General features: G+C 63.0%; 22 protein-coding genes and 2 pseudogenes. 10 read left to right on the top strand and 14 right to left on the bottom strand.

Annotated features, from left to right (window positions below; translation table 11 throughout):
* Positions 1–169 precede the first annotated feature (169 nt).
* Positions 170–1,147 (bottom strand): hypothetical protein, encoded by a 978-nt coding sequence (locus tag NCS03_RS20475; RefSeq protein ID WP_250529674.1) that lies wholly within the window; start codon positions 1,145–1,147, stop codon positions 170–172.
* Positions 1,148–1,337: 190 nt separating this feature from the next.
* A complete protein-coding gene (locus NCS03_RS20470; RefSeq protein ID WP_008354188.1) occupies positions 1,338–2,021 on the bottom strand; it encodes an MgtC/SapB family protein in 684 nt (227 codons plus the stop codon).
* A 124-nt stretch (positions 2,022–2,145) separates the two neighbouring features.
* Here NCS03_RS20470 and NCS03_RS20465 point away from each other — a divergent pair, with 124 nt between their 5' ends.
* Complete coding sequence (locus tag NCS03_RS20465; protein ID WP_008354189.1) at positions 2,146–3,258, top strand: AGE family epimerase/isomerase; 1,113 nt, start codon at positions 2,146–2,148, stop codon at positions 3,256–3,258.
* Positions 3,259–3,264: 6 nt separating this feature from the next.
* Here NCS03_RS20465 and NCS03_RS20460 read toward each other — a convergent pair whose 3' ends face one another.
* Positions 3,265–4,806: a methyl-accepting chemotaxis protein gene (locus tag NCS03_RS20460; RefSeq protein ID WP_008354190.1), complete on the bottom strand. Its 1,542-nt coding sequence runs from the start codon at positions 4,804–4,806 to the stop codon at positions 3,265–3,267.
* A 271-nt stretch (positions 4,807–5,077) separates the two neighbouring features.
* On the opposite strand from NCS03_RS20460, the gene NCS03_RS20455 reads away from it, so the two are divergent.
* On the top strand, positions 5,078–5,518 hold the full coding sequence (locus NCS03_RS20455) for a PaaI family thioesterase (RefSeq protein WP_008354191.1): 441 nt from the start codon (positions 5,078–5,080) through the stop codon (positions 5,516–5,518).
* 72 nt (positions 5,519–5,590) lie between these two features.
* On the opposite strand, the gene NCS03_RS20450 is transcribed toward NCS03_RS20455, so the two are convergent.
* From NCS03_RS20450 to NCS03_RS20425, 6 genes are read right to left on the bottom strand one after another with little or no spacing between them, the layout of a single operon-like run.
* Positions 5,591–6,439 carry an ureidoglycolate lyase gene (locus NCS03_RS20450; protein WP_175982371.1) on the bottom strand — a complete coding sequence of 283 codons (849 nt, stop codon included), beginning with the start codon at positions 6,437–6,439 and terminating at the stop codon, positions 5,591–5,593.
* Between the two features lie 41 nt (positions 6,440–6,480).
* Positions 6,481–7,224 (bottom strand): SDR family oxidoreductase, encoded by a 744-nt coding sequence (locus NCS03_RS20445; RefSeq protein ID WP_008354193.1) that lies wholly within the window; start codon positions 7,222–7,224, stop codon positions 6,481–6,483.
* A 43-nt stretch (positions 7,225–7,267) separates the two neighbouring features.
* Positions 7,268–8,113 (bottom strand): amidohydrolase family protein, encoded by an 846-nt coding sequence (locus NCS03_RS20440; RefSeq protein WP_175982390.1) that lies wholly within the window; start codon positions 8,111–8,113, stop codon positions 7,268–7,270.
* 8 nt (positions 8,114–8,121) lie between these two features.
* Positions 8,122–9,171 carry an aldo/keto reductase gene (locus NCS03_RS20435; RefSeq protein WP_250503203.1) on the bottom strand — a complete coding sequence of 350 codons (1,050 nt, stop codon included), beginning with the start codon at positions 9,169–9,171 and terminating at the stop codon, positions 8,122–8,124.
* Positions 9,172–9,205: 34 nt separating this feature from the next.
* Positions 9,206–10,474 (bottom strand): UxaA family hydrolase, encoded by a 1,269-nt coding sequence (locus tag NCS03_RS20430; RefSeq protein ID WP_250529673.1) that lies wholly within the window; start codon positions 10,472–10,474, stop codon positions 9,206–9,208.
* Between the two features lie 8 nt (positions 10,475–10,482).
* Complete coding sequence (locus tag NCS03_RS20425) at positions 10,483–10,800, bottom strand: UxaA family hydrolase (RefSeq protein WP_175982368.1); 318 nt, start codon at positions 10,798–10,800, stop codon at positions 10,483–10,485.
* A 211-nt stretch (positions 10,801–11,011) separates the two neighbouring features.
* On the opposite strand from NCS03_RS20425, the gene NCS03_RS20420 reads away from it, so the two are divergent.
* Positions 11,012–11,809: an IclR family transcriptional regulator gene (locus NCS03_RS20420; protein ID WP_372492614.1), complete on the top strand. Its 798-nt coding sequence runs from the start codon at positions 11,012–11,014 to the stop codon at positions 11,807–11,809.
* A gap of 93 nt (positions 11,810–11,902) precedes the next feature.
* Positions 11,903–12,448: a hypothetical protein gene (locus NCS03_RS20415; protein WP_008354201.1), complete on the top strand. Its 546-nt coding sequence runs from the start codon at positions 11,903–11,905 to the stop codon at positions 12,446–12,448.
* Here NCS03_RS20415 and NCS03_RS20410 read toward each other — a convergent pair.
* Positions 12,445–14,844 (bottom strand): GNAT family N-acetyltransferase, encoded by a 2,400-nt coding sequence (locus tag NCS03_RS20410; RefSeq protein ID WP_250529672.1) that lies wholly within the window; start codon positions 14,842–14,844, stop codon positions 12,445–12,447. The genes NCS03_RS20415 and NCS03_RS20410 overlap by 4 nt on opposite strands.
* A gap of 333 nt (positions 14,845–15,177) precedes the next feature.
* Here NCS03_RS20410 and parA point away from each other — a divergent pair, with 333 nt between their 5' ends.
* The 3 genes and pseudogenes from parA to NCS03_RS20400 form a co-directional block, all read left to right on the top strand.
* A complete protein-coding gene (gene parA / locus NCS03_RS20405) occupies positions 15,178–15,840 on the top strand; it encodes a ParA family partition ATPase (RefSeq protein WP_250529671.1) in 663 nt (220 codons plus the stop codon).
* A 24-nt stretch (positions 15,841–15,864) separates the two neighbouring features.
* Positions 15,865–15,970 (top strand): annotated as a pseudogene (locus NCS03_RS31355) (ParB/RepB/Spo0J family partition protein); the annotation flags it as partial.
* Between the two features lie 77 nt (positions 15,971–16,047).
* Positions 16,048–16,929: pseudogene (locus NCS03_RS20400) on the top strand (ParB/RepB/Spo0J family partition protein); the annotation flags it as partial.
* Between the two features lie 76 nt (positions 16,930–17,005).
* Here NCS03_RS20400 and NCS03_RS20395 read toward each other — a convergent pair.
* Positions 17,006–18,352 (bottom strand): replication initiation protein, encoded by a 1,347-nt coding sequence (locus NCS03_RS20395; protein WP_008354205.1) that lies wholly within the window; start codon positions 18,350–18,352, stop codon positions 17,006–17,008.
* A 1,742-nt stretch (positions 18,353–20,094) separates the two neighbouring features.
* On the opposite strand from NCS03_RS20395, the gene NCS03_RS20390 reads away from it, so the two are divergent.
* Positions 20,095–21,294, top strand: coding sequence for a DNA-binding protein (locus NCS03_RS20390; protein WP_250529670.1), 1,200 nt, complete (start codon positions 20,095–20,097; stop codon positions 21,292–21,294).
* Positions 21,295–21,318: 24 nt separating this feature from the next.
* Here the strand turns inward: NCS03_RS20390 and NCS03_RS20385 are convergent, their stop codons facing one another.
* On the bottom strand, positions 21,319–22,347 hold the full coding sequence (locus tag NCS03_RS20385; protein ID WP_250529669.1) for a tyrosine-type recombinase/integrase: 1,029 nt from the start codon (positions 22,345–22,347) through the stop codon (positions 21,319–21,321).
* Between the two features lie 186 nt (positions 22,348–22,533).
* Here NCS03_RS20385 and NCS03_RS20380 point away from each other — a divergent pair, with 186 nt between their 5' ends.
* Positions 22,534–23,958: a DUF2252 domain-containing protein gene (locus NCS03_RS20380; protein ID WP_175982363.1), complete on the top strand. Its 1,425-nt coding sequence runs from the start codon at positions 22,534–22,536 to the stop codon at positions 23,956–23,958.
* Between the two features lie 64 nt (positions 23,959–24,022).
* On the opposite strand, the gene NCS03_RS20375 is transcribed toward NCS03_RS20380, so the two are convergent.
* Positions 24,023–24,379: a DUF2471 family protein gene (locus tag NCS03_RS20375; protein ID WP_250440839.1), complete on the bottom strand. Its 357-nt coding sequence runs from the start codon at positions 24,377–24,379 to the stop codon at positions 24,023–24,025.
* Between the two features lie 264 nt (positions 24,380–24,643).
* Between NCS03_RS20375 and NCS03_RS20370 the strand changes: the two genes are divergently transcribed.
* A complete protein-coding gene (locus NCS03_RS20370) occupies positions 24,644–24,832 on the top strand; it encodes a CsbD family protein (RefSeq protein ID WP_008354211.1) in 189 nt (62 codons plus the stop codon).
* 131 nt (positions 24,833–24,963) lie between these two features.
* Here the strand turns inward: NCS03_RS20370 and NCS03_RS20365 are convergent, their stop codons facing one another.
* Positions 24,964–25,566, bottom strand: a complete 603-nt coding sequence (locus NCS03_RS20365; RefSeq protein ID WP_250436298.1) for a helix-turn-helix domain-containing protein — start codon at positions 25,564–25,566, stop codon at positions 24,964–24,966.
* Positions 25,567–25,632: the final 66 nt, after the last annotated feature.

Below are 25,632 nucleotides of genomic sequence, written 5' to 3'. Positions count from 1 at the left end.
CCCGCCAACAACAACCGCGCGCACAACCCCCCCCCCCCCACCACCCCCCCCGCCCGCCCCCCCCCGCCCCCCCCCCCCCCCCCCCCCCCCCCCACCCCCACCCCCCCCCCCCCCCCCCCCCCCCCCCCCCCCCCCCCCCCCCCCCCCCCCGCGAATCTGACAGCGGGAATCAGTGCGCCGAGGAAGTGGCGCGATGGTGCGCGTGACGCGTGTGCTTTTTCGGCGCGGGATCGGGCGTCGCGGCGCTGATCGGCCGAACCGGTGATGCGTCCGTCAGGTCGGGGGGACGGCGCACGCTGATATTGGCGGAATCGGTATCGAAGAGCGACGCGAGCGTCGCCTGCTGGTTGAGCATCAGTTGCTCGGTGCGGTCCTGCTGCAGCTTGCTATCGTGGTTCATGCGCAGCAGTACGGCCGTTTGCGCGATGCCCGTCGCCACCGTGACGAGCATCACGCAGACGATGATCGTCAGCATCGTCTTCATGCGGCGCGCGTGGGCGGCCGTCGAAGTGCGCTGCTCCGCGATCACCGCATAGAGCGCGTCGATGGTGTCCGCGAACGCCGTGGCGCGGGCGCGGTCGAGTTCGGGCGCGGCGGCATCGCGGATGCCGGGCTGCGCGAACGGCGCCGCTTCGTTGCGGTCGCCGCGAGCCCCGCGATCGCGGGCGATGAGCGCTGAAGCGAGCGCGGCGAGCGATGGCGCCGCATTCTCCGGCGCAACCGACGTGCTGATGCTCGCCGATCGCGTCGTCACCGCGGCCATCGCGCCGGTTCTCGCGGCTGGTTGGCTCGCGTCCGGCGGCGGCGCATCGATTTGAGGCAAATCGTCCCCGAAGAGGCCCTGCTCCGGCGCAACCGATGTCACGCCGCCACGCGCCGCCCGTTTCCCGACGACGGATTCCGGCGCGTTCCCGCCATTCGATTGCACGGCCGCGAGAAACACTTCCGGCAGTTCGAAACCTTCGAACGTGCCTTGGCGGATATCGGTGTTCATCGCCTGAAGTTGCGCGCGCTCGGCGTCTTCGGCGAACAGATCGAGCGTTTCGCCCGCACGCGCGCCTTCGCTCAGTTGTGCAAGACGCTGCGCGGAACGTGCGGCGCGAGCGAGTTTCTTTTCCGTGTCGGCGCTGGTCTGCGGCGCCCGCATCTCATGCTTTTGCGTTGCGCGCCGGCGGCGGGACGAGGCGTCGGCGTCTCTCTTTACTGCGGAATCTGACATAGGTTCGAAAGGCGGCTGCCCGAACCGGCGTGCAAGGCGCACCGGCGCATCGGCGATTATTTCGAGAGGCCGCATTGTCGCATGGCTGCGCGTGCAAACCCGCATCCCGAAGGCGATTTCAGGCGGCATCGTCCTCACGAAACTCGCGCACGACGTCGAGTTGACGCAAACGATCGCAAATCGCGCGATATTCCACCGCAGATGCACGCGACAGTTCGACTCGCACCTCGTCGAGATCGGGCGAATCATCGCTTTGCTGCACGACGAACTGCTTCACGCGCACGCTGCCGGGCCCGAGCGCCTCGTGCAGCGCATGAAAACTGAGCGCGCCGCGATCGACGAGCATCGTCAGTTGACGGCGCTGCTTCACGCTGATGAAGCGGCGTTCGAGCGGCTTGATCCCCGCCAGAATGATGAGGATGATCGCCGTCGCCGCGATCGACGCCGTATAGAGCCCGCCGCCGACCGCGAGGCCAATGGCCGCGACCGACCAGAGGCTCGCCGCGGTCGTCAGGCCGCGCACGATCTCGCCGCGCAGCAGAATCGAGCCCGCGCCGAGAAAGCCGATGCCCGACACGACCTGCGCCGCGACCCGCGACGGATCGAGCACGACGTGGTCGTACTTCAGCGCATCCTCGAAACCGTAAGCCGACACGATCATGATGAGCGCCGAGCCGACGCACACGAGCATGTGCGTGCGCAGTCCCGCCGCCCACGAAAGCCGCTCGCGCTCGAAGCCGATCACGCTGCCGAGCGCCGCGGCCATCATGAGCCGCGACACGAGTTCGATATTTCCTATCATGTTCTCGTCCTCCTCTCGGTGAGTCGCCCGCGAATGCGTCGCGCTGCGGGCCGGTTTTGCTATCCTTTCCCGTTGCGTAGGCGCCTCACGGCCGCGCATCCCCCGAAACAATAAGAGTCGTCCTATGCAGGATCAGCAACCAAACGCATCGCCGGCGATGCAATCGGCGAACCCGGAATCCGCCGCGCCATTGCGTGCGCATTACGCAAACATCGTGCTGCCCATCTGGCGCGGTCCGGGCTTCAACGCGGCGCTCGGGCTCGCCTATGAAGCCGTCGCGCCGGGGGATCACGCGCCGCTGCCGCCGAAGCGCTATCGGGCGATGGCCTGCGCGCGCCAGCTCTTCGTGTTCTCGGAAGCCGGCGATCTCGCGCACGCCGCGACGCTGTTCGAATCGCTACGTCACTATTTTCAGGACAAACGCAACGGCGGATGGTTCTACAGCGTGGACGCGAGCGGCGCGCCGCTGGAGCGTCAAAAGGATCTCTACACCCATGCGTTCGTCGTTTTCGCGTGCGCGCATTACGCGAAGAAAAGCGGTTCCGCCGATGCTTTCACGCTGCTCGATGAAACGTCGCGGCTCGTCGAGGCGCGCTTTTCGAGCGGCGGCGATCTGCTGAACGCGGTGCTTGCCGAGGATTTCGGCGCGACCATCGAGACGCCGCTGCAAAATCCGCTGATGCATCTCGCCGAAGCGTGGCTCGCGGCGCGCGAAGCGACCGGCGAGCCCGCCTACGACAAGCGTCTCGCGCAGCTCGCGAAATCCGTCGCGGATGCGTTCGTGCACGAGCCGAGCGGCTCGATCGCCGAATTGCCGATGGGCACGGCGGGCAACCGGCTGGAGCCGGGCCATCAGTTCGAGTGGTATTTTCTGGCGCTGGGCAGCGGTCACGCCGCATTCGAAGCGGCGGGGCTGAACGAACGGCTCGCGCGCGCGTTCGACTTCGCGCAGCGGCACGGCGTGGACGAGCAGACGGGCGGCGTTCATGCCGCCATCGACGAAACCGGGCGCGTGATCGACGGGACGCAGCGCATCTGGGCGCAGACGGAATATCTGCGCGCGCTGGCGACGCGCGGCGACGCCGTCGGTCCGCAAATCGAGCGGTTTCGCGCGCGCTTCCTGCACGAAACCGGCTGGGTGGAATGCCGCTCGGCGACGGGCGAGATCAGCCGCGCCGAGATGCCGTCGACGACGCCGTATCACCTCGCGACGTCGTACGCGGCCTTGCCTCTTTAAGCGAACTCAGACGAGCTGAAACACCGAAACCGCAGCCTTCAGTTGCCGCGTCTGCTCATGCAGCGACGACGCGGCAGCCGCAGCCTGCTCGACGAGCGCCGCGTTCTGCTGCGTCATCTCGTCCATCTGCGTGACCGCCTGATTCACTTGCTCGATGCCCACGCTCTGCTCGAGCGACGACGCACTGATCTCCGCCATCATCTGCGTGACGCGTGAAATCGACGCCGACACTTCGCGCATCGCCGTGCCCGCGCGCTCGACGAGCACTGAGCCGTCGCTCACTTGCGCGACCGACTCGCCAATCAGTTCCTTGATTTCCTTCGCCGATTGCGCCGAACGCTGCGCGAGACCGCGCACTTCGCCCGCGACGACCGCGAATCCACGGCCCTGCTCGCCCGCGCGCGCCGCTTCGACAGCCGCGTTCAACGCGAGGATGTTGGTCTGGAACGCGATGCCGTCGATGACCGAGATGATTTCCGCGATCTTGTCCGAGCTCGACGCAATGCCACGCATCTTCTCGACGACATCGTCGACCACGCTCGCGCCGCGCGACGTCGCGTTGAGCGCTTCGCCCGCGAGCGTGTTGGCCTCGCGCGCGTGCTCGGCGTTCTGGCGCACCGTCGCGGTCAGCTCTTCCATGCTCGATGCGGTTTCTTCGAGCGACGCCGCCTGATTCTCCGTGCGCGCGGACAAATCCGCGTTGCCACTCGCGATTTCATCGGCGCCGAGGTTGATCGAATCCGACGTTGCGCGCACCGTTTTCACCGTGTTCGCGACGCTTGCCTGCATCGTCGCGAGGCCCGCGAACAGACGGCCGATTTCGTTCGTGCCGCGATCTTCGATACGCTCGTCGAGACGGCCGTTCGCGATGCGCTCGAAATGGCGGCCCGCTTGTTCCAGCGGCTCGATCACGGCACGGCGCAGCGCGACGTGCACGAGCGCGATGCCCGCGACCAGCGTCACCAGAATCGCGATGCCGACCGCGCGGAACCACGCGTAGCGCGTGTCGATCGACGACAGATAGCCGCGGCCCGCTTCATCGCCGAAATCGACGAACTTCTGCTGTTCCGCGAGATAGCGATCCTGGAAGCCTTGCGTCGGCTGGTCGAGGAACGCCTGGAGATTGCCCGCGTCGAGATACTGCACGAGCTCGCTCAGCGCCTTCGAATACTCCGCGTATTTGGCCTGCAGCGCGCTCATGCGCGCCGTGTTTTCATCGCCGGTCTTCGGCGCGTTCAGGAACGCCGTGAACGACTTGTCCGCCGCCGCGATCTGCTCGCGCGCGTGCTGGACGATTTCCGTCGGCTCGCTTCCGCCGCGCACCATGCGCGTGCCCGCGCGCGACAGGTTGATGCGCGCATCCATCAGATGCTGGGTGGTCTTGTTGACCGCGTTGACCTGCTTGAGCGCGATGTTGGACAGACTGCCGACATCGTCATGCGTGCGCGACAGGGACCAGAAACCGAGCCCTTCGGTCACCAGTTGAAAGAGACAGAACACCACCAGAACTGCGAGCAAACCCGATGAAACCTTGATCTTTCCGAACATCACTAGCACCCACACTTTCCGAATTAAGGCCCGCCGATGCGGGGACACTGCGGGTTTACGGCAGTCGGGCGACAAAGCTTGAATCGTTTGCCGCAGCGGCTTGTCTATGCGAATGCAGGGAACGCGCCGCTTCGGCGAATCGTCATCGGAGAGCGCGCGTGCCGCCCGAAACGCACCATTGCACAATTTTTGCGTGACTTCCTTGCAGTGCGCGCGATCGCTTCCTATTGTCTTTGCAGGACGGCACCGAACCCACCCAAGGAGTGTCCGAATGGCCGAAATTGTCGATATCGCGCGCGGTGCGCTGAATGCGCAACCGTTCAGCGCCTTGCTCGGAACAAAACTGATGCAGGTCGATTCAGCGAGTCTCACGCTGTGTCTGACGATCAGGGACGAGCTAAGGCAACAACACGGCTTCGTACACGGCGGGGTGGTGAGTTATCTCGTGGACAACGCCCTGACCTTCGCGGGCGCGCTGCGGCTCGGGCCGAAGGTCGTCACCGGCGAATACAAGATCAACTATCTGCGCCCGGCCGTCTCCGGAACGCTGATGGCGCGTGCTCGCGTCGTCCATGCCGGCATGACGCAGGCAACCTGCCAGTGCGACGTGTTCGTCACCGATGGCGGCGCCGAGCGGCTCGTCGCGGTCGCGCAGGGCACGATCACGCGCATCTCCGAAGGCGTTGCGGCGGAACCCGTCTATCACGCCTGAACTTTTCAAATCCCGTCGTCCGAAACGAAAAACCTCGCCGCGGCGAGGTTTTTTGTCGTTGCTGCGGGCCGATTACTGCGCCGCGACAGTCTTCTGCGTCTGCTCGCCGAGACCCTGAATGCCGAGCTTCATCGTCTGGCCGGCCTTCAGGAAGACCGGGTTCGGCTTCACGCCCATGCCGACGCCCGGCGGCGTGCCCGTCGAGATGACATCGCCCGGCTGCAGGCTCATCACCTTCGACAGATACGCGACCAGTTGCGCGACCGTGAAGACCATGGTCTTCGTGTTGCCGTTCTGATAGCGTTTGCCGTCGACTTCGAGCCACAGATCGAGCTTCTGCGGATCGGCGACTTCGTCCTTCGTGACGAGCCACGGACCGATCGGGCCGAACGTGTCGAAGCCCTTGCCCTTGTCCCATTGCGTGCCGTGTTCGAGCTGCCATTCGCGCTCGGAAACGTCGTTGATCACGCAATAGCCCGCGACGTAATCGAGCGCGTTGGCTTCATCGACATACTTCGCTTCCTTGCCGATGACCACGCCGAGCTCGACTTCCCAATCGGTCTTCACCGAGTTGCGCGGGATTTCGACGTCGTCGTTCGGGCCGCAGATCGCGCTCGTCCATTTGTTGAAGATGACCGGCTCGGTCGGCACCGGCAGATTCGATTCGGCGGCGTGATCCGCGTAGTTCAGGCCGATGCACACGAACTTGCCGACGCGCCCCACGCACGGTCCGATGCGCGGATTGCCGTCGACGACCGGCAGCGTCGCCGGATCGGTCGCGCGCAATTTGGCCAGGCCCGCTTCGGTCAGCGTCGCGCCGGCGATGTCATCGACGACCTTCGACAAGTCGCGAATCTGGCCTTCGGCGTCCAAGAGACCCGGTTTTTCCTGACCCTTGGGGCCGTAACGAAGCAGCTTCATCTGATGTGATCCTCCTGGTTCCAAATAACGTGAGCGGTCGGTCAGTTCGACCAGCCGCCGTCGATGATGTGAATCTGTCCCGTCGTGAACGACGATTCGTCCGAGCCGAGATAAAGCGCGAGCGCCGCGATTTCTTCGGCGCGGCCGACGCGTCCCATCGGCTGGCGCGCGACGAACGCGGCCTGCACCTGATCGACGCTCGCGCCCTGCGCCTTCGCCTGCTCCGCGATGCGGTCCTTGAGCGACGGCGATTCCACCGTGCCCGGACAGATCGCGTTGCAGCGAATGCCGCGCGTGACGAAATCGGCGGCGACGGATTTCGTGAGGCCGATCACCGCCGCCTTCGACGCGCCGTACACGAAGCGGTTCGGCACGCCCTTCACGCTCGACGCCGCCGACGACATGTTGATGATCGAGCCGCCGCCTTTTTCCAGCATCTTCGGCAGGAACGCGCGAATCGTCCGATACATCGCCTTCGCGTTCAGATCGAAGGCGAAGTCCCAGTCTTCCTCGCTCGCCTCCAGAATCGAGCCGGCGTGCACATAGCCCGCGCAGTTGAAGAGCACGTCGATCGCGCCGATCTCGCCGGCCAGCGCGTTGATCGCCTGCGGGTCGCGCACATCGAGCTTGCGCGCTTCGAAGGGCTTGCCTTCGAGCGATTCCGTGCGGATGTCGGTGGCGATCACGCGCGCGCCCTGTGCCGCGAACAGTTCGGCGGTCGCGAGCCCGATGCCTTGCCCCGCCGCCGTGATCAGCGCGGTCTTGCCTGCCAGTCTTTGTACCATCTACTGCTCCAGTCGGAAGTGTTTTTGAGACATGCCGGGTATATCAGCCGTTTCTTAGGCGATAGAAGGCGCGGGCGTTCGCGCCGAAAATCGCGTCCTGCTGCGCCTTTTCGAGATGTGACGTGAGATTGCGCGCCGTGTCGTGCCACGCCGCGTAGCTGCCATTCATGTCGAGCACGGGCCAGTCGCTACCCCACATCAGCCGTGCATATCCGAAATGTTCGAGCAGATGCGCGACGTAGGGTTTCAGCGTTTCGTCGGTCCAGTTCGGGTTCGCTTCGGTCGCGAGTCCGGACAATTTGCAATGCAGCTTTTGCGGCAGTTTCGCGAGTTGCGCGATGCCATCGGCCCACGGTTGCCAGCCCACGTCGATGCCGTCGCGGATCGGCGGCTTCGCGCCATGATCGACGACGATTCTTAGTTCTGGATATCGCTCGACGAACTTCACGAGCGACGGCACATGCCGCGCGAAGATCAGCGCGTCGAAGGCGAGATCGAGATCGATCAGACGCTCGATCGCGTCCTTGCGCGGCGCGTGCTCGATCCACGTATCGTCGGGCAAGTCCTGAAGCATCGGGCGCACGGCCTTGAACTTCGGCTCGCGCGCGAGTTCGTCGATGATCGCCGCGGCATCGGCCGAATCGAGCGGCACCCAGCCGACGACGCCCGCGATCGAATCGTCGCTGCGCGCGAGATCGAGCAGATAGCGCGTTTCGTCGACCGTCGGCGCGGCCTGCACGACAACCGTTTTCTGAACGCCGGCCGCCTTGCGCAGCGGCGCGAGATCGTCGGGACCGAACACGCGATACAGCGGCTTCATGTCGGGCGTGAGCCAGCCATAGTCGCCGCGCGCGGGATCCCAATAGTGTTGATGCGCGTCGATGTTCACATTCGATGTCATCGCGGCACCGGTGCATTCGCATGAAGCAGACCTTCCGCGCGCAACGCGTCCCACAGCGCGGACGGAACCGGCGTCGCGAACGATGCAGCGTTCTCGCGCACTTCGTCCGGCGTGCGCGCGCCCATCAGAACCGTGGCCACAACTTTATGCGCATAAGGAAACTGGATGGCCGCCGTCGACAGCGCAACGCCATGCGCGCGACATACGCGTTCCAGCTTGCCGACGCGCTCGACGACGTCCTTCGGCGCATCGCCGTAATTGAACTTGAGATCGCCATGCGCGTTGGCATCGAGACCACGCGCGAGAATGCCCGAGTTGAACGCGCCACCCAGCAAAATACTCACGCCGCGCTTCTCGCATTCGGGCAATAAATCATCGAGCGTGTTTTGCTCGAGCAGTGTGTAGCGGCCGGCGAGCAGCGCACAGTCGATGTCGAATTCGGCCATCGCTTCCATCACTGCCGCGCCTTCGTTCACGCCGAGGCCGACCGCTTTCACGCCGCGCGATTGCTTCAATTCTTCGAGCGCGCGGAAGCCGCCTGCATCGGTCAGTTGCTTCCAGTAGTGCGCGTTCTTGTCGCCGTGCGTCACGCGGCCGATATCGTGGATCAGCACGATATCGATATCGGTCATGCCGAGCCGCATCTGACTGTCTTCGAATGAACGAAGGATGCCGTCGTAGGTGTAGTCGTAAATCGCCTGAAAGGGCAGCGGCGCGGCCCAGCCTTCCCTGCCGTCGTCGGGCGTCGTGCGCGGCACGAAGCGGCGGCCGACTTTCGTCGACAGCACGAAATCGCCGCGCGGATAACGCCGCAATGCATCGCCGAGCCGATGTTCCGCTTTCGTGTGGCCGTAGTGCGGCGCCGTGTCGAAGAAGCGGATGCCCGTCTGCCACGCGGCATCGACGGTCGCGCGCGCCTCGTCTTCCGTCAGCTCGTGATACAGACCGCCGAGCGGCGCGGTGCCGAGCGACAACGCGGTGACTTCCAGCGACGTGCGGCCAATCCTGCGTCGACGTGAAACTGCCTCTTGCGCTTCTGCGGTCATCTGCAAACCCCGAATGATTTAGAGATGGCGAAACTCAAGCCGCCACAGTAACGCGTCGCGCGGCGCTCGGCAAACACGCGGGGCCGACCGGCTCGAAGGTTTTGTAAGTCAGGATGAACTCCTGATGCCCGAGCGCCTCCGACTTCGACGCCGCGCCCGCCGCCACCGCAACGGTCACGTCGACGATCTCGCGGCCCACCTCGTCGAGCGTCGCGCGGCCCTCGAGGATGCGGCCCGCGTCGACGTCCATGTCGCCGGACAGATTGCGATACGTCGACGGATTCGCGCAGACCTTGATGACGGGCGATATCGCCGAGCCGACGACCGAGCCGCGCCCCGTCGTGAAGAGAATGACGTGGCAGCCGCACGCAATCAGCTCGCCGATCTCCGCGTTGTCGCTGATATTCGGAAAGCCGAAGCGCGGCTCGCCATCGGGCACGACATCGAGCAGATAGAGACCGCCGGTCGGCGGAATATCGCCCGGCTTGATGATGCCGACGATCGGCGACGCCCCGCTCTTCGAATATGCGCCGAGCGATTTCTCTTCCTGCGTCGTCAGCCCGCCGTCCGCGTTGCCGACCGAGAACGAGCCGTGGCCCATCGTCGTGTAATAGCGCGCGGCCTTTTGCACGCATTCGACGATGGCATCGCCCAGTTCGGCCCGCGCCGCGCGCCGTTTCATGTGGAATTCGCAGCCGACCAACTCGCCCGTTTCCTCGAAGATGCACGACGCGCCTTGATCGATGAAAGCATCGAACGCGCGCCCCACGGCCGGATTCGCCGTGATGCCGCTGGTGCCGTCCGAGCCGCCGCAGATCGTCCCGACGATCAGTTCGTCGAGCGCCATCGGCACTTTCTGTTGAGCCGCGAGCGTCGCGCGCGCCTCGCGCACCCAGTCGAGACCGTTCTGGATCGTGCTGCGCGTGCCGCCTTTTTCCTGAATCGTGAGCACGGCGGCGGGACGGCCGCTCGCGCGCACGACATCGGCGAGATAGTGCTTGTTCATGCTCTCGCAGCCGAGCGACACGAACAGCACCGCACCGACGTTCGGATGCGTGCAGATGCGCTCCAGCATCTTTTCGGCGTAGCTATTGGGATAGCAGCCCGGAAAGCCGATCAGATGCACGGGCGGTTCGACTTGCGGAACTAAGGAATCGAAATCATCGAACGATGGACGGAAGTGCGCGACGATCTCGCGCGCAACGTGATGCGCGCATTCGACGAGATACGCCACCGCGACGACATTGCGGATGCCTTTGCGGCCATCCGCCCGGAGATAGCCCTGCAGTGCGGAAGTGTCCATGGAAGTGTTCAGTGCTGCACGTAGGCGTGTGCGGCGTCGTGCGTGTAAGTGGGTAGGTAGTCGCTTTCCAGGTTGTGCGTATGCAGATGCTCGCCGCGCGCGACATCGACGCTTACGTGGCCGATGATCGCGCCATAACGCAGTACCTTTTCGTCCTTCGACAACGCGCGCCGCGCGATCTTGTGCGCAAGCTCGATGGTCGTCACGAGCGTGACAGACTCGCCTTCGATCATCAGCGTCTCGCCAGCGGGCAGGCGCGCGGCGGCGATCAGGCAGTTGTCTTCCGGACTGAGAAGAATCAGGCGCGGGTCGGTGGTTTCTTGCATCGTCGATCTCAGAAGGAGGATTGCGCCGAACGTCCAAAACAAGTCGCCGCGGGAAAACGTGGATGCAACGATTCATCAGTGAACGTAATATTCATAGACGCACCAATCGAAGTCAACAATGACGCAACCCGGATCGATCAGTGATTTCCCTAGCCGGCGCATGCGAATGGGATCGCGCTCCGTGACGGAAGGCTTAAACTCGCGCGAATTCATGAACCAACTCAGACAGCACATGGACGTGGAAGACAACGACGCCGATCGTTATCGCGCGCCCGCGCTCGATAAAGGGCTCGATATCCTCGAATTGCTTTCGGAACAGAAGTCGGGCCTCACGCGTGCGGAAATCACGAAGATGCTCGGGCGCAACGCGAGTGAGATGTATCGGATGCTGGAGCGGCTGGTCGCGCGGCAGTACGTTGTGCGCTCGCCTGAAGGCGATCGTTATTCGTTGAGCCTGAAGCTGTATGCGCTCGCGCATCGGCATCCGCCGATGAATCGGCTCATCGCCGAGGCGCTTCCGGCGATGCAGCGATTCGCAGATGCAGCCGAGCAATCCGTGCATCTCGTCGTCTACGATCGCGGAAATTTGCTCGTCATCGCGCAAGTGGACGGTCCCGGCACGTGGGGCATTTCAGTGCGGCTCGGCTCGCGCGTCGGGTTGATCGACACGGGCTCCGGCCGCGTCATGCTCGCGTTTCAGACCGACGAACAGCGCGAACACATGCTCGCCGAGCATACGAAGGTCAAAGGCGAACTCGCGGTCGATCGCGCCGTGCTCGACGCCGACTACCGGCAAGTTCGCGAACTCGGCTATTCGCAAAAGGATAGCCAGCAGACTTTCGGCGTGACGGACGTGACGTATCCGCTGCTCGGGCCGTCCGGCCAGGCGATCGCCGCCCTCACCTGCCCGTACCTGCGGCGCATCGACGATTACGTGGCGCCGTCGATCGAAGACGTCACGTCCTTGCTGAAAAATGCAGCCGCGTCGCTTTCGATGACGCACGACTGAATGGCGCACGCTTCGCGCGTTAGAATGGCGGCCCTCTCAAGAAGACGGCGCGCCGCGATGGCGTGCCGCCGTATCCAATCCGACGCATTCCCGATGGCGAAACTCCTTTCCGACTCCGAATTCCTCCGCTTCACCGAACTGCAGCAAAAACAGGCGAACTTCACGATCACATCCGAAGAAGCCGACGAACTGCGCGAGATTGTCGCCCGCGCGCAAAAGAAACGCGACGATCGCGCGGCCGCGATGCAGGCGATCGAAACGTATATCGCGCAGTTCGACATCACGCCCGACGAGCTTTTTTCGGCCGAGCAGATCGGCGATGCGGCACGGACATTCGGCCTGATTCCCGCCGCGAAGAAGGAGCGCACGCTGCCGCCGCAACTGACGTACAACGGCAAGCCGTATCAGTGGACGTCGCGCGCGCTGCCCGACGACATTCGCGTGCCGCTCTTCGATGCGTTCACTTCGGGGCAATCGGTGAAGCCGTTCATCGCGACGTTGAAGGACACGTCGCGCTGCGCGTTGACAATCGCGCGCCTCGAAAAGGAAACGGGCAGTTTGTACGCCGAAGCATTGCTCGACGAGCTTTCGCTGTCGCGCGCCCAGATCGACGACGCGCTCGCCAAATTCGCGGCTTAATCGCCGCGCGGCTGTGACGGCGCATCGCACAGCCGCATCCTGAAACCGACGACGCCCGGGTCGTCGGTCTTCGTCACTTCGAAGCCGGTGTTGCGTGCGAGCGCGATCATGCCGGCGTTCTCGCGCAACGCCTCGCCGACCATCCAGCGGGTGCCGCGCTGTCTCGCGTAGTCGATGATGCGCGACAGCAGCAGCGAGCCCAATCCCCTGCCCTTCATATCCGAGCGCGCGGCGACGGCGAATTCCGCGGTCTCGTTGTCAGGATCGGCGATCGCGCGCGCGACACCGAGCGTCTCGCCCGTGCCGTCACCGTTCGCTCGCGTGACGATCAGCGCCATTTCGCGGTCGTAGTCGATTTGCGTCATGCGCGCGAGTTGCGAATGATCGAAGTTACGGACAGCGCCAAAGAAGCGCAGGCGCAAATCCTCGGCGGTATTGGCCGCGACGAACGCCGCGTGCGCTTCTTCGTCTTCGGGACGAATCGGCCTCACGGTGACGCGCATGCCGCGCCAGTCGAGCGTCTCTTCGAGGCAGCGTGGATACGGCACGATCGCCAGCGGCTTGCGATGCGCGCCGAGCGTGAGTTGCGGTTCGTGAACGGCGACTGAATCGCGCGTCACGCGCAACGTGAGACGCAGCGCAACGATTTCTTCGATATAGCAAACGAGTTGCGATAACGCCGTCAGCGCATTGAGCAGCGACTCGGCGGGCAGTTCGCGCGAACGCGGCGAGCGCATGACGAGATCGCGCGAAAGCACGGGATTGAGCGGCGGCAAGGCAAACTCGTGAAGTGCGTCGGCAAGGCCGAGCGCGCCTTCGGCCTTGAATTCGAATACCGGACCGAACACGCGATGGTTGAGCAGGCGCGTCTGAATTTCGACGGCATCGCTCGTAAGCGAGTCGGGCGGCCCCGGTTTCACCGAGATGCCGAAACGAGCGAATACGCGCGCCGCACGTTCGCCATTCAATTCGGCGATGCCGTTTGCGAGCGCCGTGCGAATCTCGTTGTGCGCGGCGTCGATGTCTTCGGGAATATTCGCGGGGAGGCCGTCGGGCGTTTGCATCAAGAGTTCGCGGCCCTGCCGGAAATCGACGAGCCGGGCAAAACCGCGCGCCAGCCGATGCGGCGTCGTGTGCACGGGAATGCCGTTCGCGTGCAACTCGTCGCGCGTGGCGGCATCGACACAGCCGAAAAAGCACGCGAGCAATCCGCGATATGCGTGACGTCGCTCGGCAATCAACGTGCGGGCGACTTCGGCGACGGGCGCGCTATGCGTCGGCGCATGCACGACGAACACTGTGCCGGTCTCGCGATGCGATGCGAGCGCTTCGAGCGCCGCGCCGAAATCCGCGGGCGTGGCGTCGTCGCCGAGAAGAAGAGGATTGCCCGCGCGAGCGCGAGGCAGCGCGGCGGCGACGGCGTCGCGCGCGGCGATCGGCCATTGCGCGAGGTCGTCGCCTGCTGCGCCAAAGGCGTCCTGGGCAAGTGCTGCGACGCCGCGGTCGCTTGTGATGACAGTTGCGACATCGCTTGTCGCGACGCGGCCGATGCCCAAGGTCTCGATCTCATCGAGCAGATCATCGAGCGAACCGACGCGGACGAGTCCGGCACGGCGGAAGGCCGCGCCGTAGAGGCGGTCGAAAGGGTCATCGCGACCCGTGCGCAGCACGAGCACCGGTTTGTTTCGCGCGGCGGCGCGCGCGGCGGACATGAATTTGCGCGCCGACCGAACCGTTTCGATTGCGAGCAGAATCGCACGCGTCGATGCATCGCTTGCAAGGAAATCGAGGATGTCGCCGGAATCGACGTCGGCTTCATCCCCGAGCGCGACGATTCGCGAGAAGCCGAGTCCGCGAGCACGCGCCCATCCCAGTACGCCGTTCGTCAGCGCGTTCGATCCCGACACCCACGCGACGCCGCCCGATTTGACACTGCATGCGGGCGCGCCGAGACATGCGCCGATTGCCGGCGTGACGACGCCGAGACTGGCAGGTCCGATCACGCGCACAAGAAAAGGCCGGGCGGCGGCGAGCGTACGAACGGTCCATTCGTCGGCGTCCGCTGCGGAAGACTCTCCGCGTTGCTTCGCTTCGCCGACGATCACGACGGCTTTCGTTCCGCGTCGGCCGAGGCGCTCGATGAGGTCCGGCCAAGTGTGCGGTCGCGTGCAAATCACGGCAACGTTCGGCGCTTCCGGTAACGCGTCGACGTCGCGGTACACGGTTTCGCCGGTCAGCGAGTCGTATTTTGGATTGACTGGCCAAAGAGAACCTGTGAAGCCAGCGCATTGCACACGCGCCCAGACCATCTCGCCGATGCTGCCCGCACGCGAGGAAGCGCCCACGACAGCGATCGACTTCGGCGCGAACAGGGTGTCCAGGTTGCGAACAGTCATGGAGGCTCCGGCGTAGGCGCAGTTGTGTCAGCGCCTAGGATAGGCGATTTCGTTTTGCAGGTGAGGACTGGCGTACAGGCGACCGAGGGAGTGCGACTTTATGCGCATAAAGGCGAGGCGGCGGTGCTTGTAAGACCCGCCTCGCCTAGGATGGCGGCGGCTTTATGCGCATAAAGTCGGGCACTTCCGACGCCGGCGCCGCCGGCCGGACAAGGACTTTATGCGCATAAACCTCGGCCGAACGGCTAACGCGAGTCAGTTGTTGCGGAATATCACTGGAAAAACAACAACGACAATGTAGAATTCAACGGACTTCAAAATACGGAGTGGAACGTGGCGGCGGAAATCATAGCGATCACGCAACAAAAGGGCGGCGTCGGCAAAAGCACGATTGCGATGCATCTCGGTGCGGCCTTTCACGAAAAGAGGAAGCGTGTGCTCGTAGTCGACGCCGATGGTCAGAACACGCTGATCCATTGGTCAAGCGCCGCATCGGATGACGCAAGCGGCATCCCGTTTCCAGTCGTCAATCTCTCCGAGGCCGGCGGGCAGATTCATCGGGAAATCAAAAAGTTCGTCAGCGACTACGACATCATCGTCGTGGATTGCCCGCCGTCGATCACCGAGAAGGTATCTGGCGTCGTGTTGCTGGCGGCGAGCGTCGCGGTGATTCCGACTTCGTCATCGCCGGCGGACTATTGGTCGAGCGTCGGCCTTGTCAAGCTCGTTCAGCAAGCGCAGGTGATGAACGAAGATCTGCGCGCCGTCTTTCTGCTCAACAAGACCGAAGAAAAGCGCATGCTCACGCGCGAACTCAAGGTTGCGCTCGAAGAGCTCGGCTTTCCCTTATTGAAAACGCAGATCCCAACGCGCGAGTGTTACAAGCAGGCGATGGCGCTTGGACAGACCGTGCTTCAAATGAGCGATCGCGGCTCGCGCCTCGCAGCGGCGGAAATCCGCTCGGTCGCGGACGAGATCCTCGACATGCTCTCCTGACTTTATGCGCATAAAGGACCCTGAATGAAACCGTCCCAATTTGCCAAGGGCTTCAAGGCTCGGCCCGACACGACGAGCAGCGAGAAGCGCACTGCGCTGGATCGCCTGAATGCGATCGATGGCATCGTCGACATTCAACATGTGGGGCAGGCCGCCGCGAACGGCCGATCGAGCGCCTTCGTGGCCGACGAGCCGGGCGACATCAACGCCGGACCTGAGTCCGATGAATATCGTGCGTGGCGCCGTGCAAACCGCTACACGGCCGGACAGATAATCGAGTTGCCGCTCAAGTCGATCAAGCCCAGCCCGTTCAACCCGCGCCATTTCTATCTGAAGACGTCAATCGCGGAATTGGCCGTCAATCTGGCGAAGCAGGGCCAGCAACAGGCGATTCACGTCATTCCCGATTACGAGCATCCGGGAACGTTCTTCGTCAGCGATGGCGGCCGGCGCGTGCGAGCACTGAAAGAGGCAAACAAGGAAACCGTGAAGGCGGTGGTCGTCGATCTGCCGATCGGCATTCAGAGCTACAAGCTCGGTTATGACCTGAACGTTCAGCGCGACTCGCAGACTGTTTTCGACAACGCCGTGGTCTGGCGACGCTTTCTCGACGAACAGCATTTCCAGAGCCAGCGCGAACTGGCGGATCACCTCGGGCTGGACGAATCGACGATCGCCGTCGCTTTGTCGATCGCGAAGCTTCCTGAGAACGTCATGCACGAGATGGTTGCGCGGCCTGACCGATTCGGCTCGAACATGGCCTATCAGATCGTGCGCTATCACGCCGCGCGCGGCACCGACGCCACGCTGCGGCTGATCAACAAGATCACGTCGGATGACCTGAGCACGCGGCAGGTCGCCGATATCGTCAAGGGCCGCGCGAACGCTCAGGAAGCGCCGAAGACGCCTGGCCGGCAACGCTATGCGCAGCGCCTCGAAATCAAGCTGGAGGGCGTCGCAGTCGGCGATCTGAAGTCATACGGCGAAGATCGTCTCGAGTTGCGTTTGCGAGGCTTGTCGCGCGAGAAGCGCGATGAGCTACTGCATCAGATCGAACTGATGCTTCAGCCTGTCGAGACCAAGAAGTAAATGCACACGATGGCCGCCGAGATCATGGACCGGCGGCCATTTTCGAATTGGACGTTTTCGGTTGCGCGCGGAGACTTTAGCGCGATTGACTGAGCGTAAATGCCAGCAAGTCGCCATCGGTCGGCTCGCCCCACGTCTTTCGCGCCAGCCAGTCGAAGAAGGATGTTTCCGCCAGCTTCGAATCCAGTCCGCGCTTGCGCCAGTCGTCGCGCATGTGGGCACCGAGCCCCGGCAAAACGTCCTCCTCGAAGGATTGACGCGCGACCTCCCGTTCTTCCTCACCTTGCTCGTCGTACAGCACGCGCGCTTCCTTGCGGCGGTACGCCGAGAATTCGCTCAACAAGCGGGCTTTGAGATCGTCGGCGGCAGCCGGCGTGCGGGAGGCCGTACCGCTCGTTGCCGGAGGCAGCGCTTCTACCGGTGGCGCGTAGCCCTTTTTGAGCGCGTCCTTGAAAAGCGCCGCGCCGCTGCGAACCGGCGGCAAAGTCGTGCTGCGCATGCGCTGTTCGGTCATCTGCAACGCCGCGCGGATGCGGTTTTCCTCGCTGTCGGCATACAGCGTCTGCGCGTCCTTGAGCGGAATGCCAATCTTCACCATCCGATCCACCAACGTGCTGTCGAAGACGTTCGGATGTTCGTCCAGCGCGAGCATCGGCTGCTTTTGTTCGGTCACGCGGAACTGAATCTCAGCCACGCGGCGCCCTTCGCGGTGTTCCACCAGTTCGACGAAGATATTGGTCACCGCATTCACCTCGGCGATTGCGGGCCGCAGATAATCGCGTTTGAAGTATTTGTATTCGCGCTTGGCTTCGTCGCCGGCTTCGGTATCGGGCGTTCCTGAAAGAATAGGCCGCCACCATTCCCACGTCTCGCGCATCGTCAGATGGCTGGGATTCGTGAGATAGCGAACGCAAATTTCATAGAGTGCGAGGCCGGCGCTGCTGCGCAACTGACTCTGGAATTGCAGGCTCAGGCGCGCATACTGCACAGGATCCAGCAGCTTCTTTTTGATTTTCGGCGCGAATGAAAATTCGACCCAGACGCGGCGCGTCGTCGGATCTTCGAGGATTTCGGCGTCGGCGATCAGCGTCGAGATGCCCCACTTGCGACCCGGCTTCTGACTCGATGTGCCGGTGCTCCATTCGACCTGCACCGACACCATGCGACGCAAATGCTCCTTCACGAGCGCAGTGTCGTTCGAGTCGAACGCCGAATTTGCGACGATATCCGACAGCAGCGCGCGATACGTGTCACCGGAGTCGTCGGCTTGTTGAGCAACGGCTAGCAGCACATTGAACAACTTTCTGGTGAGCAGCGTGATCTTGCCGCTTTTCGGCTGAATCGCAATGGCCTCGACAGCCTTGCGCAGTTCCGCCGAACTGGGGCTAACGACATCGGTTTTCTTTGCGCGCTTGGTGGCCATGAAATGGTCAAGATCGATATTGCGAGCAAGGATACCGATTGGGGTGAAGCCCGTCTATAGGGACACCCTCACCACACAGGGGTGATTGCCAGACAGACAGCACGGCTCACTGCGGTGCGCTCCCGAAAACACTCACCGCTCACCGATCGAGGGTATCTTTTAGCTGTAGTGTCCACGCGGGTAAACGGATTGCGACGGTTTTTCGGCGCCCCATCCGGGAGCTCAAGCAGTCTCCCGAATAGGCTCACCTTAAAAATTTTTCGGCTCGTTGAACGACGTGTGGCGCGGCAGAGACAGCCGAAAGTCCGTCCTTCTCCGCTTCGGCCGCGCATCGGTGCGGTGCAAAGTTATAACGGCGCGCACTCACTTCAAAAGATCGGCATCGACAGGTCCCGAAAAGTCTCACCTCATCGAGTTTTCTTCAACCCGATCGCCCCCGTCCAGCCCCGTTCTACGGGCTTCGCGCCGCCTATGGCCCCCGAAAACTATCACTTTTGACCTGCTGCACCTCATATCGCCTGTCCCGCAAATGCTCACCCTGCTGCGTCCTGCAAAGCCTCACCTTTTTTCCGTCGTCGCTCAAAAATGGTGCTCTCCCAGGCACTTATCTCGCTTTCGTCACAAAACGTGAAGAAGGTGGCTCCCGTAAATCCTCACCGACGGTTTCTTGGCACTGTCCCGCACCGACGTTCGTAGCTCCCGCATTCCCTCACCATACCGTGTTTCCGCTAAACGCAACGACAGACCATCCTGGTCTATCCACTTGTTTCTAATATGTTTTTTCATGCGCGCGATTTCTCATCTAGTGCAGCGACAGTTCTCGTACAGCGCGCGTGATCCCGGATTTCCTCACCATGCGAGGCGCATGACAGGGAAGATGGACTGAAAAAAGCAGGCGCAGACACTCCTGGAAAGGCTCACCTTAGACGCTCTCACCGGCCCTGCGAGCCCATCCAAGAAGAGACTACGGCTGCACCGAGACGTGCATCTTCCATTTCGCTCCCGGAAAAGCTCACCTCAGGCGTCGGCAGATGAAAATTTCAGCGAAAAGTAGCCTTCGCCCCCGAAAACGCTCACCTTTCTCTCGGGAATTACCCTGAAAACCCTCACCGATCGGTAAGCTTTACCCGAATCGACTCCAAAATAGTGCGATTCGCATGCTCCCGAAAATTCTCACCGAACGAAGCCGACAGACCAGGGGGGCGCCCTCAGAAATCAACGCGTTAGCGTGCGCGTGCCCCCGAATAAGCTCACCCATCATTTTGGAGCCTCCCCGAACCCGCTCACGATTCCTCCCGAGAGACCTCACCGATCATCCCGAAGCCCGTCACCGTTCGCTCCCGCAGAGTTTCACCATAGTTCCCGTACAATCTCACCTGACGTCCGGCAAAGCCTTATCCGATAAGGGTTCTGGCTGGCGTTAACGATGTTAACAAGGTTCAAAGGTGTTAACTTCTAATACTCTCTAGCGGTGCAGTGTTTTGCACGCAGTAATTAGAAAAACGAAAAGCTGCGTGAAACAGACGCCCATGGCGCGTATGGGACTAAAATCCGCGACAAATCATCGACTTGCAGGGGTATCTTCAGGATGTTTCACGACGGCGGACATGTGTTCCATGCCAAGTTGTCGAAAACGGCCTAAATGCGCTGTTATCGACGTTGGTGTCAATGATCGAACGAAAAACATAACGACCAACACGTAAAACGTTATGATCATCATGTTGAACTGCTAGATTTTCGCCATGGATCAATCTACTCGCGACACGCTGCGCCAAGAAATCGAAGCGATGCGCGCCACCGGCGCACGGCGGCAAGACCTCTCTCAACACGCCTGCAAGCGACTCTTCTTCGACCTGGGCGTTCGGCCCTCGGTTACGACTGTCCGCGAACTGACTCAAACCGGCAGCGCAAGCGACATCCCCAAGGACATCGAGGCGTTCTGGGCCGGTCTGCGTTCGACGTTGCGCGTTCGCATCGACGCTGGGGCGATGCCAGAATCATTGCAGGAACGTGCCGGCGAACTGCTGGCGGCTTTATATGACGAGGCTCAAACGGCCGCGCGTGCCGCCCTTAACGAGGAAAAGGCCCGTCTGGACATGGTCATCCAGGCCGCGCAAGCCCAGGCTCGCGATGCCGATATTCGTCGCGAGGCGATCGAGCGGGCTCAGCAGCGTGCCGAGGCGCGCGCCGAAGCAGGCGCTGCTCAGATCGCGGCGCTGGAAGCCGAATTGAAGACGCTGCGCAGTCAAGGCACAGACGCTCAGGCGGGCTTGCGCGAAGTCATCGCCCGATGGGAGAAGGAGAACGAGACGCTCTCGGCGCGTCTGCAGCAGGAGCAGGACGCTGCGGCACGGCTGCGCGACCGCATCGACGAGCTTCAAAACGAGCTGCGCCACAGCACCGAGCACTACGCTCAGCAGATCAAGGACGCGGTCAAGGAGGCCGAACGGCGGGTGCATCCGATGCTCGTCGAACTCGACTCCCTGCGCGGCATGGCCGCCACCTATCAGACCAGCGCACGCGAAGCGAGTCAGAAAGAATTCGATTTCATTCAACAACTTAGCGCAGCCCGAAGCCGCGCTGACCGGCTCGAGTCGCAAGTGCGGGCGCAGTCCGACGAAATCGATGCGCTAGTTCTCGAGCGCGATGCACGGCGGGTTCAATCCGGTGCGAGCGCGGAAGTCGGCGCGTTGATCGCGTCGCTGGCGGCGCAGGGGCGCCTCACTTCCGCCGAGATCGCCCGCCTCGGCACGCAGATTGACGCGCACGTCGCCGCGCCAACTTCCTGTCCGGCGTGCGAGGCTGGCGAACCGGAACTGCAGCGCCACGAAGACGAATACGAGCTTTCCTGCCCGAACTGCGAGCGCACCTCCGGGGCCACGGCATCGAAGCTTGCGGCCGTCGACGAATTTATCCGGTCGGCGCGCGTCAGCACCTCGTAATCGCGCGTGGAGTGAGCGCCGGCGTCAAAGGTGAGGGTTTTCGGGATCGTCGACGGACATGTGCCGTTCCCCGTCGGCGCGCGCGTGAGCAATGTCGCGCTCCCGTACTTGCTCACCCATCCATTCTTGCCAGGCACGATGCAGCCGGTGAACCGAGATCGTCTGCTGGAATCCGAGCCACTGGCCGACGCGATCGGGGTCCGTGCCATCCTCGAACAACTCCGCCGCGTACGTGTTGCGCAAGGTCTGCGGACTTGCGCGCGCGACGCGCGATGCCGCTATCCCGGACGCGGCCACGACGGCGTCGATCGCGCGCAGCATCGTCGCCTTGTGCATCGAGCGTCCCGTCGGTGCTGCCGGGAATAGCAATTCGCCTGCAAGGCCAGCCGTCTTGCGCTCGCTGATCCAGTTGTCGAGCAGTTCGACCGCGAACGGAGCGAGCCGCGCCTGCCGGATCAGCAGCGGATTCGACGCGTCGACGGTCACGTAAGGCGCGCCGGCCGCGTAGCAATCGACGGTCAATTGCGCCGCTTCGCCCGTTTTCACGCCTGCGCCGAGAAAGACGGCGACCAACGCCCGGTCGCGCCGCTCGCGCCAGCGCTGCCCGGCCGGCAAGGCGCCGATCGGAGAAAACAGATGCGCGACGAGCAGCGCGCGCTCATCGTGGGTGAGAAAGCCCGTCGGCTCGTTGTCGCGTGCCTTGCGCCATGCCGCGTCGCCGTCCTGAGCGATGAAGCGCGCCGGATTCGTCGCCGCCGATTCCACTTCCCGAACGTGATCCAGCACGCGCTCGATCAGCCGCAGATACCGCATGCGCTGCGGGCGTCGGATGTCCAGTTGCGCGACGAACTGTTCGATGATCGGACGTTGCACCGTATGCAGCGTCGCGCGTTTGGTGGCCAGCCACTCGAGAAAATTTCCCCATTGCGCGCGATACACATCGGCCGATGACGCCCTGAACGATTGCTGGGCGAGCCATGCATCGAACGCGGCGTGCGGATCGGCCTGCCAGTCGGCGCGCTGTTGGTCGAAGAGATCGGAAGTGTTCGGCATATTGTTCGAAGGCGCGTTGCGCGCTGTATTGCACTGCGCACAGGGTCGGGCTTCGGGCGCGCGACGTCAAGCGCGTGTGTCCGCCAAAGTGTCGATAACTGTCTTGGCGGGCGTGCGTTTCGTCGACTACTGTCGTCTATACGGCTTCCTTCCATCCACGAACACAAGAGCAAAAAGGAGCGAGCGATGCCCCAGCAATCCTGGCAGGAACGTCGCGCGAATGGACGCGCCAGGCGCGAACGCACACCGCGGGCCGCGCAAGAGGCGATCGGCGATGTCGATCGCGATCCCATCGAGCTTCTGCGGACAAGCAGCAAAGGCCGCGTCGATGCGCTGATTCCCTTGCGTTACGGCCGCATGCTCGTTTCGCCGTTCACGTTTTATCGCGGCAGCGCGATCCTTCAGGCGCACGACCTGGCCGGCACACCGGACAGCGGCATCGCCATTCAGATCTGCGGCGACTGTCATCTTTCCAACTTTGGCGGCTTCGCAACGCCGGAGCGCGCGCTCATTTTCGATCTCAACGACTTCGACGAAACCGCGCCCGGTCCGTGGGAATGGGATTTGAAACGGTTGGTCGCGAGCTTCACGATCGCCGGCCGGCATCTCGGCCACGGCGATCTGGCTGCGGACGAGTTCGCGTTTGTCGCCGCGCGCAGTTATCAGACGCATCTGCGCGAGTACGCTGAAATGAGCGTGCTCGATCTCTGGTACGAGCGCATCACCTTCGATCGCATGTACCAGGCCGTGCAAAGCGAAGACGCGCGCCGGCGCATCAAGCGCGGCATCGAACGGGCTTCGCGCCGCACGCACGAAACGATGCTGCCGAAACTCGCCGACCGAACCGGCGACACGTGGCGCATTCGCGATGTGCCGCCTGCCGTGTTTCACATCCACGGCAAGAGCACGCTGATCGATAAGAACGACGGCTGGATGACGCTCAAAGCCAGTCGTGAAGATGCGCTCGCGACGCTCGTGCGCGATTATGTCGCGACGCTTACGCCGGAGCGCGCGAGATTGCTGTCGCAATTCAGCCTGCAGGATGTCGCGTTCAAGGTGGTCGGCGTGGGCAGCGTCGGCACGCGCTGCCTCGTTTTGCTGCTCACGGATCATCACGACAAGCCGCTTTTCCTGCAGATGAAGGAGGCATCGACGTCGGTCGTCGCGAGATTCACGAAACATGCGAAGCACGCCGACGACATCAAACACGACGGGCACCGCGTCGTTCACGGACAACGTCTGATGCAGGCCGCCACGGACCCGTTTCTCGGCTGGGCGACCGGACCGCTCGGGCGCACGCTCTACATCCGCCAGTTACGCGACATGAAAATCTCCGCAGAACTCGATACTTTCAGCGACGACGTCTTTCGCGAGTACGCCGTGCTTTGCGGCTGGGCGCTTGCCCGCGCGCACGCGAAGTCCGGCGGATGCGCGCCGGAAATCTCGGGCTACCTGGGCAACAGCGATCGAATGGCCGAAGTTCTAGTGCGCTACGGTCGCGCCTACGCGGATCAGGTGGAAAAGGACTACGAGGTGTTTCGCGTTGCGTGCCGGGACGGCAAGCTCGAATCGCGTTCGGATGCGGACATCGCGGCGGAGTTCGCGCCGTGAAACGATCCGCTGCGCGATGACATGAACCGGGGCACGCGGGTTCAGTCGCGTGCCGCGGGATGCGTCAATGCGCAGCGCTGACTGCTCGCGGCCGATTCTGTCGCGATGCGCGCTCGTAGGCGTCTACGGCGAAGGCGAAAACGGCGGGCAAGGCATCCGAGGATGCAACGTCGACGACGTCATCGGTTTCGGGGAAATGAAAGTCATCGGGACGCGCGAACAGCTCGCGCAAGGCGGCTTCGTGTCGTCCCGCGAATCCGAGGTCCGCGACGGCCTCCGCCTCGATGGCATGCAACAGCCGCCAAGTCAGCGGCACTCCTTTATCGATGTAACGCCCCGCGATCTGACGCGTGATGCGCTCGAGGTCATGCACCGCGCGGGCGAACTGCCTTCTGCTCAGGTTTTCACCATTCGACTCCATGATCCACCCCTTCCGGCCGGTCTTATTGTACTGTACAAATATACAGTACTTGTTGCAATGAAAATAGCGTCGCGCTAGTCGAACCGGGTGTATGTGCGATTCCGCCTACGTGCGTTTCAGACATGCGCGGCTATGCGCGCCTGCCGACAAAGCGCATCGTTTAACCGTGCTTGGGAAACTCCTGAGCGGAACGCGCAGGCAGTTTCTGCGTTCGTTCGACGGCACCGCGCGGCCAACAGCGCTGCAAACCACGGGAGAACTGACATGAACAAGGATCAAGCCGAAGGCGTTGGCAAGCAGGTCAAGGGAAAGATCAACGAGGGCGTCGGCAAAATGACGGGGGACACGGCTCAGGAAGCCAAGGGCGACATGCAGCAAGCAGCCGGCAAGGTCCAAAAAGGCGTGGGCGATGCACGCGAGGATCTGAAGGACAGCGTGAAAAAGAACCCGTAAGACGGGCCAACCGGCGCCGCGACTCCGGCGCCGCTTTGAGCGGGACGTGCTCGATGCGCGTCCCGTTTTTATTGGCGGGCGCACGGCGGCGCGCCGACTTTATGCGCAAAAAGTTCCGGACGCTCAGCGCATCAGCCGTGGATGACGACGAGCAACGCCTTGGCCTCCGCGCGCCCGACATTCCGGATCGCGTGCGCCTCGTCCGCGGCATACCGCGCGGTTTCCCCCGCCTTCAGACGACGCGTCGCACCCGACGCATCGACCTCAATGGAACCGTTCAGCACTGTGAGATGCTCGCGCGTTCCCGGTTCGTGCGCATTCGACGTGAGCGCGGCGCCCGATTGCAGGGTAAGTTCGTACCACTCGAACTTGCCGGCGAGTTCAATCGGTCCCCACACGCGCAACTGATAGCCGCCGTTGTCCCCACTCAGGGTCGGTATTTCGTGCAGCCCCGAAACGCGGATCGCTTCGGCGGGCCTTTGCTGCGCGAACAATTGGTCGAGGCTGATGCCGAGCGCATTGGTCAGTCGCCACGCGACGGCGATCGTCGGATTGGCCTTGTCGCGCTCGATCTCCGACAGCATCGACTTCGACACGCCGGCCGCGCGCGACAGATCGTCGAGGGTCAGCTTCCGTTCGCTGCGCAAGCGTTGAATGATCTCTCCGACGCGCGGCGGTGTTGCGCCTGCGCCCGCGAGATCGCCGGCTTTTCCCTCTGAACCCGTGCTTGCCATGAATCGACCAATCCCGTAAAGTGTTCGGCATATCGGAAATGCGTTCGAAATATCGAACATGTCCGA

Origin of the sequence: Caballeronia sp. ATUFL_F1_KS4A (assembly GCF_023630905.1) — a bacterium.
Taxonomy (GTDB): Bacteria; Pseudomonadota; Gammaproteobacteria; order Burkholderiales; family Burkholderiaceae; genus Caballeronia; species Caballeronia zhejiangensis.
Note: the sequence above shows the minus strand (reverse complement) of the source record. Positions and strands in the feature narration are given on the sequence as shown.

Bases quoted from the DNA above. Each gene is read 5' to 3' on its own strand.
- NCS03_RS20450 (WP_175982371.1), bottom strand. From the start codon at position 6,439: ATGAAGCTGCTTCGTTACGGCCCCAAGGGTCAGGAAAAACCGGGTCTC.
- NCS03_RS20465 (WP_008354189.1), top strand. From the start codon at position 2,146: ATGCAGGATCAGCAACCAAACGCATCGCCGGCGATGCAATCGGCGAAC.
- NCS03_RS20435 (WP_250503203.1), bottom strand. From the start codon at position 9,171: ATGACCGCAGAAGCGCAAGAGGCAGTTTCACGTCGACGCAGGATTGGC.
- NCS03_RS20375 (WP_250440839.1), bottom strand. From the start codon at position 24,379: ATGGAGTCGAATGGTGAAAACCTGAGCAGAAGGCAGTTCGCCCGCGCG.
- NCS03_RS20460 (WP_008354190.1), bottom strand. From the start codon at position 4,806: ATGTTCGGAAAGATCAAGGTTTCATCGGGTTTGCTCGCAGTTCTGGTG.
- NCS03_RS20445 (WP_008354193.1), bottom strand. From the start codon at position 7,224: ATGGTACAAAGACTGGCAGGCAAGACCGCGCTGATCACGGCGGCGGGG.
- NCS03_RS20365 (WP_250436298.1), bottom strand. From the start codon at position 25,566: ATGGCAAGCACGGGTTCAGAGGGAAAAGCCGGCGATCTCGCGGGCGCA.
- NCS03_RS20425 (WP_175982368.1), bottom strand. From the start codon at position 10,800: ATGCAAGAAACCACCGACCCGCGCCTGATTCTTCTCAGTCCGGAAGAC.
- NCS03_RS20430 (WP_250529673.1), bottom strand. From the start codon at position 10,474: ATGGACACTTCCGCACTGCAGGGCTATCTCCGGGCGGATGGCCGCAAA.
- NCS03_RS20370 (WP_008354211.1), top strand. From the start codon at position 24,644: ATGAACAAGGATCAAGCCGAAGGCGTTGGCAAGCAGGTCAAGGGAAAG.
- NCS03_RS20385 (WP_250529669.1), bottom strand. From the start codon at position 22,347: ATGCCGAACACTTCCGATCTCTTCGACCAACAGCGCGCCGACTGGCAG.
- NCS03_RS20455 (WP_008354191.1), top strand. From the start codon at position 5,078: ATGGCCGAAATTGTCGATATCGCGCGCGGTGCGCTGAATGCGCAACCG.
- NCS03_RS20410 (WP_250529672.1), bottom strand. From the start codon at position 14,844: ATGACTGTTCGCAACCTGGACACCCTGTTCGCGCCGAAGTCGATCGCT.
- NCS03_RS20470 (WP_008354188.1), bottom strand. From the start codon at position 2,021: ATGATAGGAAATATCGAACTCGTGTCGCGGCTCATGATGGCCGCGGCG.
- NCS03_RS20390 (WP_250529670.1), top strand. From the start codon at position 20,095: ATGGATCAATCTACTCGCGACACGCTGCGCCAAGAAATCGAAGCGATG.
- NCS03_RS20380 (WP_175982363.1), top strand. From the start codon at position 22,534: ATGCCCCAGCAATCCTGGCAGGAACGTCGCGCGAATGGACGCGCCAGG.
- NCS03_RS20475 (WP_250529674.1), bottom strand. From the start codon at position 1,147: ATGCGGGCGCCGCAGACCAGCGCCGACACGGAAAAGAAACTCGCTCGC.
- NCS03_RS20420 (WP_372492614.1), top strand. From the start codon at position 11,012: ATGAACCAACTCAGACAGCACATGGACGTGGAAGACAACGACGCCGAT.
- NCS03_RS20415 (WP_008354201.1), top strand. From the start codon at position 11,903: ATGGCGAAACTCCTTTCCGACTCCGAATTCCTCCGCTTCACCGAACTG.
- NCS03_RS20395 (WP_008354205.1), bottom strand. From the start codon at position 18,352: ATGGCCACCAAGCGCGCAAAGAAAACCGATGTCGTTAGCCCCAGTTCG.